Consider the following 11,916-nt stretch of genomic DNA (forward strand, 5'->3'; position numbering starts at 1 on the left):
CACTAATGAGAAATCAGTGCTTTTGTTGGACAGTTTTTAATAGCCAGTGTAGTGGAATCCTTATCTGGAAGCTCTAGCTGGTGTTCTTCTGAATTGGTGAATTTGACAATACCGTTATCATGATAATCAAAATCATCTGAATAAGTTTGACACAATCCACATGCGATACATTTTTCTGGAATAATTGTTACTTTCATAGTATCATTTTAATATTAAATTTTATTTTTAACAAGGGGGAAATCATGGCAAAAGAACCATGGGAAGAGGAACTTTACGAAGAGGTAGAAGGAGCAGAAGACAAACCCAAAAAAGCAAAAAGCTCAAAAGTGATTAGCACTCCTGTTTTAACAGCTTTATTGGGGATATTTTTTGCCATTGTTTTAGCTATTTTTGTAGTGGTTTTATACACTTCTAGTGGTGGTGGCAGCAAAGATGCAACAGATGGATTTTATGGAGCATCTACTTCATCAGTTGCTGCAAGTTCATCTTCTAGTGAAGCTACAAGTTCTACGACACAAGAATCTAGTACAACCGAGGAAAGTTCAGAAGCGTCTAGTACAAGTAGCAAGAAAAAGAAAAAATCATCAAGTTCATCATCAAGTTCGACAGAAGCTACTACAGAAGCGTCATCAGAGGAGTATGTTGATCCGTATGCTGATCAGGCAACAGGGGCTTACACAGCTTCATCTACAAACTCAACGGGTGCAACAATTTCTGTTAATGCTGGTGAAGGTGCTGCTTCAATTGCCGCACGAGCAGGTATTTCTTTAGAGCAACTTTATGCTCTAAACCCTAATATGATGACAGGACCTGGTGGAACATGGTATGCTAATCCAGGTGATGTGGTCAATGTCAACTAAAGATAAAGTTTGAGGTAGTCATGAAACAAATTAGAATTGCAATTGACGGTCCTGCCTCTAGTGGAAAAAGTACAGTAGCCAAGATTATTGCAAACAATCTTGGCTATACTTATTTAGATACTGGAGCAATGTACCGTTCAGCAACATATTTAGCTTTAAAAAATCATTTAACAGAAAAAGATACACCAAGTATTTTATCTCAATTAGATAAAAATCCTATTTCTTTCCAACGATCCACTACAGGTTTACAGAAAGTTTTTGTAGGAAATACAGACGTGACGGACATTATTCGTGATAATGATGTGACAAACAATGTCTCTTGGGTAGCTGCCATCTCTGAAGTTCGCGAAAAATTAGTTGAACAACAGCGACTGATTGCTAAAGATGGTGCTATTATAATGGATGGACGTGATATTGGGACCGTTGTTTTACCCGATGCGGAATTAAAAATTTTCTTGGTAGCTTCAGTGGATGAGCGAGCAGAACGTCGCTATAAAGAAAATTTAGAAAAAGGGATTACAACAGACTTAGAATCATTGAAAAAGGAAATCGCTGAACGAGATTATAAAGATAGTCATCGTAAGGTTTCTCCCTTAAAAGCAGCTGATGATGCCATTGTTTTTGATACAACAGGTATCAGTATTGAGGGTGTGGTGGAATTTATTTCAGAAAAAGCTAAAAAAATCATTGACATGCATTAAGATGTTTGGTAGAATATTCTTAATGAGAAAAGCAGAAGTGAGAACTTCTCGCCTTGCGACTAAGGTTGTCTGGCCCAACATGTCAAGATTCCTTTGGGAATATTATGTGTGCGGGCTTGATTTATCAGGTCCGCTTTCGTTTTTCTCTAAAAAAATGAAGAGGTGAAGAACATAGCTAAGAAAGATTTGTTCATTAACGACGAGATTCGCGTTCGTGAAGTTCGTCTGATTGGTCTTGAAGGTGAACAATTAGGGATTAAACCGTTGGCTGAAGCTCAAGCACTTGCAGATGATGCGAATGTCGATTTGGTTTTGATTCAACCACAGGCTAAGCCACCCGTTGCGAAAATCATGGACTATGGTAAGTTCAAGTTTGAGTATCAGAAGAAACAAAAAGAACAACGCAAAAAGCAAAGTGTTGTAACAGTTAAAGAAGTTCGTCTAAGTCCTGTTATTGATAAAGGAGACTTTGAGACAAAGCTTCGTAACGGTCGTAAGTTCCTTGAAAAAGGAAATAAAGTAAAAGTGTCTATTCGCTTTAAGGGCCGTATGATTACTCATAAAGAAATTGGAGCAAAGGTCTTGGCAGATTTTGCTGAAGCAACGCAAGATATTGCGATTATTGAGCAACGCGCTAAGATGGATGGCCGTCAAATGTTTATGCAACTTGCACCAATTCCTGACAAAAAATAATTGTCAATTGTTAACTATTATTTAAGAGGAGAAAATTAACATGCCAAAACAAAAAACACACCGCGCATCAGCTAAACGTTTCAAACGTACAGGTTCAGGTGGATTGAAACGCTTCCGCGCTTATACTTCACACCGTTTCCACGGTAAAACTAAGAAACAACGTCGTCATCTTCGCAAAGCTTCAATGGTAAGTGCAGGAGATTTCAAACGTATTAAATCAATGCTTACTCGTCTTCGTTAAGAAGTCCGTTGGATTGATATTGGTTAGACTATTAGAACAGAATTATTTGGAGGAAAATATAAATGGCACGTGTTAAAGGTGGCGTTGTATCACGCAAACGTCGTAAACGTATTCTAAAACTTGCAAAAGGTTACTATGGAGCTAAACATATCTTGTTCCGCACAGCGAAAGAACAAGTAATGAACTCATACTACTATGCATACCGCGATCGTCGTCAGAAAAAGCGTGATTTCCGTAAATTGTGGATCACTCGTATCAATGCGGCTGCTCGTATGAACGGTTTGTCATACTCACAATTGATGCACGGTTTGAAATTAGCTGAAATTGAAGTAAACCGTAAAATGCTTGCTGATTTAGCAGTTAACGACGCTGCAGCTTTCACAGCTCTTGCAGATGCTGCTAAGGCTAAATTAGCTAAGTAATGAATTAAATAGAGTTTAGAATAAAACGTCTGGACTAAAAAAAGCAATGGTTTTTAACACTGTTGCTTTTTCTTTTTGACATGTAGATGACCTTTATAACATTTATTATAGTTCTTGTTAGATTGAAGAAGGAAAGAAGTAAAACAGGTGGATTGAAACGTGCTGAATAAAGCCAACTAAAAAAGTCGTTCTTTTTAAGTTAAGAACGACTTTTTTTAGTTAGAGATAGTTTTACTCTTGATTATTAGTGCTAGATGATTCAGATGTAGAGCTGGAGCTAACTTCTGAATCATTTTTATGTAATTCTAGATAACTCGGTGCTTTGAATAAGTTTTGTGTTGACTTATTACCATTTTGACTATAAAGACTAGTTGATTGATCTCCTTTTTCCTTTTCTATTTGTTTGAGAGCTTTTAGGGAGTCAGAATAAGAAATTTTACTTGAATCTAATATCCCTAAGCCACTCTCTGTATAAAATCTAAGGAGGTCTCCAGTCTGTATTTCATCACTGATAGAAAGTTGTTTAGCAGCAGCTTCTTTGTAGGTTTGTAGTTCAGCAGAAGTTGTTTCATCGGGGTTGGTGATTTCAACTCTTGTTTCAGTATTATAAACACGACCACTGTAAACAGTGTATTTTGGTGTAACATAGTTTCCTGATGTTCTGAAGGCAACTATTTGGCTATTATCAGGAGATAGTAAATCTTGTCCTAATTGAATAAAGTTTTTCGAGTCAATTCCTAAGACATGCTCAAGAGTAGGGAGGGCATCAATTTCTCCTCCAAAAGTGTTACTAACAAATCCTTTTGTCATCCCAGGGACATGAATCATATATGGAACTCGTTGGAGCATCACATTATCATAGTCTGTCCAAGTTTCAGGATCTTTTCCTAGTAACTCTGCTAAAGCAGTATTGCGAGAATTGGAAATCCCATAGTGATCTCCATACATCACAATAATAGAATTCTCGTACAATCCACTAGATTTTAGATAATCAAAGAAAGCCTTAAGAGAGCTATCAAGGTAGTTAGCAGTAGCAAAATAACCGTTGATGGTTTCATCATTTGTTTGTGCTAATGGGAATCCAACATCATCTCCTGAAAGGTTTTGATAAGGATAATGATTAGATACTGTAATGAATTTTGTATAAAAAGGTTGTTGTAGATGTTCGAGGTATTTAATAGAATCTGCAAACATAACCTTATCATTTAGCCCATATTGGAAAGAATTTTCTTTGGTTAAGGTTGACATATAAGACTGATCAAAGAAATAATTATAGCCAAATTTTTTATAAGTATTGTTTCGATTCCAAAATGAACCACTGTTTCCATGGAAAACTGCACTAGTGTATCCACCAGTTTCAGATAAAATAAATGGTGCAGCTTGCTGGGTGTTTTGGGCACCGTATTGAACGAAAAATGAGCCTTGATTCAACCCAAAAAGTGATGTTTCCATTAAGGTCTCAGCATCAGATGTCTTGCCAGCTTTTACTTGATGGAAAAAGTTTGAGAAAGAAAATGTCTCATTAGAATGATAGAGAGAGTTGATAAAAGGGGTAACCTCATACTCTTTTTCATCTACTTTGAGCTTATAATCAATTAGAAATTGTTGGAAGCTTTCTAGGTGAATAACAATGACATTTTTCCCTTTTCCAATGCCAAAGTAGTCAGAGTTAGGACTAGCATAATGGCTAGCAACATATTCTTTAACAGGTTCTATTTCAGAAGGATCAGCTTCGGAACGAACCTTATGTGTTTTGTAAGTTTGGTTACCATCATATCCTAGAAATGCAGGTAGCCCAAGTGCTCGTACAACATAAGTATTTGAAAAACCTCTGCTTAGTAACTCTGGGCGATCAATTTCTGCCAAGAACAGATTGATTGAAAAAAGTAACGCAGACAAGGCAGTAACGGCAAAACTTGCTCGTTTATTAACAGGTTTAGTATCAAAGGTTACTTTTTTTCGATTATACAAGTAAATGAGAATAATAACATCTAGGATATAGATTAAATCCCAAGGTCTAAGTAGATTAATAGCAGAATCTCCTAAACCAGCTGAAACTTTACTTGAAGCTAGGGCAGCCGTAATCGTAATAAAATCAGAAAACTCTCTGTAATAAAGTGCATTTGCGATTAACAGTATATTTAGGAGAGCGTATAAGAAGAAGCTTAAAATATAAAATACTTTAGTATTTTTTACATATAAAGCTAGTCCTAAAAATAGTAAACTAAGAGGGATGGGGTTGATAATGGTCAAAAATAGTTGATAAATATTATCAAGGTCTAAGTTAAAATCAATATTATAAGCCCACATACTTTTTAGCCAATAAAAGAATAAGAGCGATAGTATAAAGCCAAAGCGAGTGCTCATAATTTGATAAAAATGGTTTATTATCTTTTTCACTGAGTAACGTCCTTTTAGAAAATTTCCTAAATTAAAATCTCGTCTATGATTATAACATAAAAATATAGTGAGGAGTGGATAGAAGAGTTAATTTGCTATGAAAAGTCTGACAATATTATGGTATAATAGAAAATATGAAAAAACTTGTTGTAGGTCATTTGGCTGAAAGAAACCTGAAATCAGGCATTCAGCTATTAGATGGTAAATGTTATCCAAATCTTTCTTTCGACAATGAAGTAGTCGCACTGTATTCTGAAAAAGGACATCTTTTAGGTTCAGCTTATCTTTCTAAGCAAAATAAAGGAGTGGGCTGGTTTATTAATAAAAATAAAGTTGATTTAAATCAAGCCTACTTTGAGGAGTTATTTCGTCGGGCCAAAGAAAAGCGAAAAAGCTATAGTCATTCAGATTTAACAACTGCCTATCGTGTCTTTAACCAGGATGGAGATGATTTTGGTGGTATAAGTATTGATTTATATAACGATTATGCTCTATTTTCTTGGTACAACCCTTATGTTTATCAATTGCGAGAGATAATCTGTAAAGCTTTTCAAAATATTTTTCCAGAAGTCAGTGGAGCCTATGAGAAAATTCGTTTTAAGGGATTAGATTATGAGTCTGCCCATCTTTTTGGACAAGAAAGTCCGCAAACTTTTACGGTTTTAGAAAATGGTGTAGCTTATAGTGTTTTTCTTAATGATGGGCTGATGACAGGGATTTTTCTTGATCAACATGATGTGAGAGCTAGTTTAGTGGACGGTTTAGCACAGTCACAGTCAGTTCTCAATATGTTCTCTTATACAGCAGCTTTTTCAGTAGCAGCAGCCATGGGGGGAGCGACTAAAACAACTTCAGTTGATTTGGCAAAGCGATCACGAGAACTTTCTGAAGCACATTTTTTAGCCAATGGGTTATCTACTGATCAGCACCAATTTGTTGTGATGGATGTTTTTGAATATTTTAAGTACGCAAAGCGAAAAGGGTTGTGTTTTGATATGATTGTTATCGATCCTCCTAGTTTTGCTCGTAACAAAAAGCAGACATTCTCGGTAGTGAAAGATTACCATAAGTTAATTACGCAGGCAGTGGAAATTTTATCGCCTAAAGGGACGATTATTGCTTCTACAAACGCTTCAAATATGACTGTCGAACAATTTAAAAAACAATTGGATAAAGGATTTGGTCAGACCAAACACCGATATCACTCTTTAAATCAGTTGCCAGCTGATTTCACCTATAATAAAAATGATGAAAGTAGTAATTATTTAAAAGTATTTACGATTAAGGTTGATGTATGAGAATAGTAGTACCGGTAATGCCTAGAAGTTTAGATGAGGCTAACCAGATTGATGTCACAAAATTCGATGGTGTAGATATTATTGAATGGCGGGCAGATGTGTTATCAAAAGATGATATTTTACATGTTGCACCAGCTATTTTTGAAAAATTTGTTGGTTTTGAAATTATTTTTACTTTGCGTACCAATAAGGAAGGTGGAAATATTGTTTTGTCAGATGACGAATACATTTCCATCATAAAGGATATTAATGCCCTATATCAGCCAGAATATATTGATTTTGAATATTTTTCATACCGTAATGTCTTTGATAAGATGTTGGAATTTCCAAATCTAATTTTGTCTTATCATAATTTTGTTGAAACACCAGAAAATTTAATGGAAGTTTTTTCAGAGCTGACTGCAGTTAGCCCTCGTGTGGTTAAAATTGCTGTGATGCCTAAAAATGAACAAGATGTTCTAGACCTTATGAATTATACACGTGGCTTTAAGACATTGAATCCTGAACAAACCTATGTCACCATGTCTATGGGGAAACTAGGTCAACTAACTCGGATGTCGGGAACTTTGACGGGCAGTGATTGGACATTTGCCAGCCTAGATGAGGCATCTGCTCCAGGGCAAATTTCTCTTTCTAATATGAAAAAAATTAAGGAGATTTTAGATGAAAATTGATGGACATACGCGATTAGCTGCGGTTGTTGCAAGACCGATTAAACATTCTATCTCACCTTTTATCCATAACACAGCTTTTGACGAAACCGGTGTTAATGGTGTTTATGTTGCTTGGGATATTCCGGAAGAGGAGCTAGAAGTCACGATAGCTAATGTCAAACGTTATGATATGTTTGGGGTTAATATTTCAATGCCCTACAAGCAAGCTGTCATTCCTTATCTGGATGAATTGACGGATGCGGCTGAGCTTATTGGAGCGGTTAATACAGTTGTTAATCGTGAAGGAAAACTTTATGGCTATAATACAGATGGGCTTGGATTTTTTAAGAGTTTAGCAACATTTGCTGATTTTTCTGTTGAGGGAAAAGTGATGACCATTCTTGGAGGTGGTGGTGCAGCGACTGCTATCATTGCTCAAGCTGCTCTTAACGGTGCTCAAAAGATAACCATTTTCAATCAAAGTCAGTTTTTGGATGAAACTCGTGAGCGTGCCCAGCTTTTTACAGATAAAACAGGTGTTACGATTGAGGTTTTACCGATTGAAGAGCAAACTTTGATTCAAGAAAAAGCAGATGCCTCAGATCTTTTAGTTAATGCGACAAGTGTCGGTATGGACGGTCAATCAATGGTAGTGTCAGAAGAGATGCAATTTCACACGAATCTTTTGGTTGCAGATGTCATTTACCAACCCTTTGAAACACCTTTTTTAGCCTTAGCGAAGTCCCAAGGGCGTCAAACTATCAATGGGTTAGGAATGTTATTATTTCAAGCGGCCGCAGCCTTTGAATTATGGACTGGACAAGAAATGCCAACAGACAAAATTTGGGCAGCTTTAGAAGAACAATATAAAAGAAATTAAAAAGGAAGGAAGTACTATGATGAAAGTAAGAGTTGATCTTCCTCATAATCCTTATGATATTATTGTAGAACGTGGTTCCTTGGCAAAGTCAGGTCAGTGGGCAGCGCAGTTATGGAAACCTCAAAAGGTCGTTATTATTACGGATAATCATGTAGGCAGTTTATATGCTGAAAAAGTAAAGCTAAGTTTTGAAGATGCAGGATTTGAAGTAGCTGTCTTTGACTTTTTAGAAGGTGAGGCACAGAAAAATCTAACCACTGTCAACAAAGCTTATGATTTTTTGTTTAAAAATGGTATGACTCGTAGTGATGGGATTGTGGCACTTGGTGGAGGTGTTGTTGGAGACTTAGCTGGTTTTGTCGCATCGACCTATATGCGAGGGATTCATTTTTTACAAATTCCTACTAGTTTGACAGCACAAGTGGACAGTTCTATTGGTGGTAAAACAGGTGTTAACACTCCTAATGCAAAAAATTCTGTGGGAACTTTTACTCAGCCTGATGGGGTTTTAATAGATCCAAATACTTTAAATACTCTTGGAAAAAGAGAACTCATCGAAGGAATGGGAGAAGTTGTCAAATATGGATTAATTGATGATTTAGAACTCTGGGAAGAGTTACAAAGTATGGATGGATCTATTGAAGGAATCTTGGAACACGCTGAAAGTATCATTTATCATTCCTGTCAAGTGAAGCGCAAGGTTGTAGTAGAAGATGAATTAGACAATGGTACGCGTCTTTACCTCAACTTCGGGCATACGATTGGTCATGCAATTGAAACAACAGCAGGTTATGGTAAAGTCATGCATGGTGAAGCAGTTGCCATTGGTATGGTTCAGATATCCCGTGTTGCAGAGAAAAAGGGATTGATGCCAGTAGGGATAACGGATGAGATTACCCAAATGTGTGCTAAGTTTGGCTTGCCAACAGATTATGAGCCGTGGGATAGAGAGAAATTATATCAGGCTTTGACGCATGATAAAAAAGCACGTGGAAAATCAATTAAGACGGTCATTGTTCCAGAACTTGGTCAAGCAGCCATTAACCAAATTCCACTTGAAGAAATGAGAGAATATTTGGAGAAATAAATGAGATATTTTACAGCAGGTGAATCACATGGTCCTCGTTTGACCGCTATTATTGAAGGGGTGCCAGCGGGTCTTCCTCTAACAGCTGAGTATATCAATGCTGAACTAAAACGTCGCCAAGGTGGTTACGGACGTGGTGGACGTATGAAGATTGAGTCAGATCAAGTCGAAATCACATCAGGTGTTCGTCATGGTTTAACAATGGGCAGTCCGATTACGTTAAATGTCACAAACCGTGACTTTAAAAATTGGACAGAGATTATGTCAGCAGCAGATATTGAAGAAAAGAAGAAATCTATTCGTAAGTTAACGAAACCTCGCCCGGGGCACGCGGATCTTGTTGGGGGGATGAAATACCGATTTTCAGACCTTAGAAATAGCTTAGAGCGCTCTAGTGCGCGCGAAACCACTATGCGTGTCGCAGTAGGGGCAGTGGCTAAGCGTTTGTTAGAAGAGCTTGGAATGGAAGTTGCTAGCCATGTTGTTGTTTTTGGTGGCATTGAAATTGACGTTCCAGATAATCTAACTGTTTCTGAGATCAAAGCATTGGCCAGAAAATCGGAAGTTTCTATTGTTAATCAAGAACGTGAACAGGAAATTAAGGATTATATTGATCGTATCAAAAAAGAAGGTAACACCATTGGTGGTGTCATTGAGACGGTTGTTGGTGGTGTTCCTGTTGGTTTAGGCTCTTATGTTCAATGGGATCGTAAATTAGATGCCAAGTTAGCCCAAGGTGTTGTGTCTATCAATGCTTTTAAAGGTGTTGAATTTGGTGTAGGATTTAAAGCGGGTTACCGTCCAGGATCTGAGGTTATGGATGAGATTGTTTGGTCTGAAGAAACAGGTTATACACGTACTTCTAATAATTTAGGTGGTTTTGAAGGCGGTATGACGAATGGTCAACCTATTGTTGTGAGAGGCGTGATGAAGCCTATTCCAACTCTTTACAAGCCTCTGATGAGTGTAGATATTGAGACACATGAGCCGTACAAAGCGAGCGTAGAACGTTCTGATCCAACAGCTGTTCCAGCAGCAGGAGTAGTGATGGAGAATGTTGTAGCAACAGTGTTGGCGACAGAGATTTTGGATAAGTTTTCATCAGATAATCTTGAAGAGTTAAAAGATGCAGTAGCGCGTCACAATGCTTATGTTAAAGGGTTCTAGTGGATGAAAGTTTAATATTAAGCGTTGAATGAGCTAATTGGAGTAAAAATGGAAGAAAAAATTATTTATATAGCAGGCTTAGGTTTGATTGGTGGTTCGATGGCTTTAGGGATAAAACGAGCTCACCCCAATTATAAAATCCTCGGCTATAATCGCTCCAGTGAGTCTCGTGATATTGCACTAGAGCGAGGGATTATTGATGAGGCGACGGATGATTTTGCTTCATTTGCTCCCAGGGCTGATGTGATTATTTTAGCGGTCCCTATCAAACAGACGATTGCTTTTATTAAAATGTTAGCCGAGCTAGATTTAAAATCAAATGTTATCATTACAGATGCTGGATCAACTAAGCTTGACATCGTTACAGCAGCTGATCACTATCTAAAAGGGCGTCCTGTTCAATTTGTGGGAAGTCACCCTATGGCTGGTAGTCATAAATCAGGTGTAATAGCCTCAGATGTCACCCTTTTTGAAAACGCTTATTATATCTTTACCCCCTCAAAAATGACACAACCTGATACTATTGCTAACTTAAAAGAGGTTTTGTCTGGGTTGCAGGCGCGTTTTGTAGAGATTGATCCTAAAGAGCATGATAATGTGACTAGTCAAATTAGTCATTTTCCCCATATCATTGCTTCGAGTTTGATGGAGCAAGCAGGTGATTATGCAAAACTCCATCAAATGACTAATCACTTTGCTGCAGGGGGATTCCGTGATATGACACGGATTGCAGAAAGCGAACCAAGCATGTGGACAAGCATTTTGTTGACTAATAAGGCTGCTGTGCTTGATCGTATTGAGGATTTTAAAGAACGCTTAGATAAAGTTGCGTCATTAATTGAAAAAGGTGACGAAGAGGGAATATGGTCATTTTTTGACCATGGTCGAAAAACTAGAAAAGAAATGGAAATCCATAAACGTGGGGGAGTTGATAGCTCTTATGACCTTTTTGTTGATGTTCCAGATGAAGAAGATGTCATTTTGCATATTTTAGAACTCTTGAGGGGAACTTCTCTGGTTAATGTTCATATCAATGAAGAGAATAGAGAAGACATCCACGGCATACTTCAAATTTCATTTAAGAATGAAAAAGATTTGAAACATGCACAAAAAGTGATTACAGAAAACACGTCTTATCGTGTAACAATTTAAAGGAGAAATAGTATGTCAACGAATGTCTATGATTTAGCAAATGAATTAGAGCGTGGTATCCGTCTATTACCAGAATATAAGGCGGTAGAAGAAGCAAAACAACAAATTGAAGCTGATTCAGCTGCTCAGAGCTTGTGGTCAGACTTTGTAGCCATGCAAGAAAAAATGCAAGGGTTGATGCAAACAGGACAAATGCCTAGCCAAGAAGATCAGACAGCTATGATGGAGTTGGGACAACAAATTGAAGCTAATTCAATTTTGAAAAATTATTTCGATCAACAGCAACGCTTGTCCGTTTACATAGCAGATATTGAAAAAATTGTATTTGCTCCATTGCAAGAACTTGTTAAATAAGAGAGAAA

At 37.2% G+C, this 11,916-nt stretch carries 14 protein-coding genes and 1 other annotated feature; of the genes, 12 read left to right on the forward strand and 2 right to left on the reverse strand.

Translation table 11 applies throughout. The annotated features are described in order from the left end of the window. Positions 1 to 2 precede the first annotated feature (2 nt). The gene (locus tag ACEE75_RS04210; RefSeq protein ID WP_447574231.1) at positions 3 to 197 is read right to left on the reverse strand and encodes a ferredoxin; all 195 of its coding nucleotides are present in this window, start codon (positions 195 to 197) and stop codon (positions 3 to 5) included. Positions 198 to 242: 45 nt separating this feature from the next. Here ACEE75_RS04210 and ACEE75_RS04215 point away from each other — a divergent pair, with 45 nt between their 5' ends. From ACEE75_RS04215 to rplT, 5 genes are all read left to right on the forward strand, one after another. Continuing rightward, positions 243 to 860 (forward strand): SAG1386/EF1546 family surface-associated protein, encoded by a 618-nt coding sequence (locus tag ACEE75_RS04215; RefSeq protein WP_447574230.1) that lies wholly within the window; start codon positions 243 to 245, stop codon positions 858 to 860. Positions 861 to 880: 20 nt separating this feature from the next. Then, positions 881 to 1,561 (forward strand): (d)CMP kinase, encoded by a 681-nt coding sequence (gene cmk, locus ACEE75_RS04220; RefSeq protein WP_447574229.1) that lies wholly within the window; start codon positions 881 to 883, stop codon positions 1,559 to 1,561. 23 nt (positions 1,562 to 1,584) lie between these two features. Continuing rightward, positions 1,585 to 1,709 (forward strand) — a sequence feature (ribosomal protein L20 leader region). Between the two features lie 14 nt (positions 1,710 to 1,723). Further along, positions 1,724 to 2,254: a translation initiation factor IF-3 gene (infC, locus tag ACEE75_RS04225; protein WP_354367046.1), complete on the forward strand. Its 531-nt coding sequence runs from the start codon at positions 1,724 to 1,726 to the stop codon at positions 2,252 to 2,254. A 40-nt stretch (positions 2,255 to 2,294) separates the two neighbouring features. Continuing rightward, positions 2,295 to 2,495, forward strand: coding sequence for a 50S ribosomal protein L35 (gene rpmI, locus ACEE75_RS04230; protein WP_354367048.1), 201 nt, complete (start codon positions 2,295 to 2,297; stop codon positions 2,493 to 2,495). A 62-nt stretch (positions 2,496 to 2,557) separates the two neighbouring features. Then, positions 2,558 to 2,917 carry a 50S ribosomal protein L20 gene (rplT, locus tag ACEE75_RS04235; RefSeq protein ID WP_003003310.1) on the forward strand — a complete coding sequence of 120 codons (360 nt, stop codon included), beginning with the start codon at positions 2,558 to 2,560 and terminating at the stop codon, positions 2,915 to 2,917. Positions 2,918 to 3,148: 231 nt separating this feature from the next. Here rplT and ACEE75_RS04240 read toward each other — a convergent pair whose 3' ends face one another. Then, a complete protein-coding gene (locus ACEE75_RS04240) occupies positions 3,149 to 5,284 on the reverse strand; it encodes an LTA synthase family protein (RefSeq protein ID WP_447574235.1) in 2,136 nt (711 codons plus the stop codon). Positions 5,285 to 5,451: 167 nt separating this feature from the next. On the opposite strand from ACEE75_RS04240, the gene ACEE75_RS04245 reads away from it, so the two are divergent. From ACEE75_RS04245 to ACEE75_RS04275, 7 genes are read left to right on the forward strand one after another with little or no spacing between them, the layout of a single operon-like run. After that, positions 5,452 to 6,615 (forward strand): class I SAM-dependent rRNA methyltransferase, encoded by a 1,164-nt coding sequence (locus tag ACEE75_RS04245; protein WP_354367051.1) that lies wholly within the window; start codon positions 5,452 to 5,454, stop codon positions 6,613 to 6,615. Next, entirely contained in the window at positions 6,612 to 7,289 is a 678-nt protein-coding gene (aroD, locus tag ACEE75_RS04250; RefSeq protein WP_447574228.1) for a type I 3-dehydroquinate dehydratase, read from the forward strand. Before ACEE75_RS04245 ends, aroD begins: the two co-directional genes overlap by 4 nt. Next, complete coding sequence (locus tag ACEE75_RS04255; protein WP_447574227.1) at positions 7,279 to 8,148, forward strand: shikimate dehydrogenase; 870 nt, start codon at positions 7,279 to 7,281, stop codon at positions 8,146 to 8,148. Before aroD ends, ACEE75_RS04255 begins: the two co-directional genes overlap by 11 nt. Positions 8,149 to 8,167: 19 nt before the next feature. Further along, on the forward strand, positions 8,168 to 9,235 hold the full coding sequence (aroB, locus tag ACEE75_RS04260; protein WP_354367078.1) for a 3-dehydroquinate synthase: 1,068 nt from the start codon (positions 8,168 to 8,170) through the stop codon (positions 9,233 to 9,235). Next, positions 9,236 to 10,402 (forward strand): chorismate synthase, encoded by a 1,167-nt coding sequence (gene aroC, locus ACEE75_RS04265; RefSeq protein ID WP_354367056.1) that lies wholly within the window; start codon positions 9,236 to 9,238, stop codon positions 10,400 to 10,402. A gap of 48 nt (positions 10,403 to 10,450) precedes the next feature. Then, positions 10,451 to 11,554, forward strand: coding sequence for a prephenate dehydrogenase (locus ACEE75_RS04270; protein WP_447574226.1), 1,104 nt, complete (start codon positions 10,451 to 10,453; stop codon positions 11,552 to 11,554). A gap of 12 nt (positions 11,555 to 11,566) precedes the next feature. After that, entirely contained in the window at positions 11,567 to 11,908 is a 342-nt protein-coding gene (locus ACEE75_RS04275) for a YlbF/YmcA family competence regulator (protein WP_447574225.1), read from the forward strand. Positions 11,909 to 11,916 lie beyond the last annotated feature (8 nt).

The sequence above is a fragment of the Streptococcus sp. 11273D007BT genome (genome assembly GCF_053547195.1).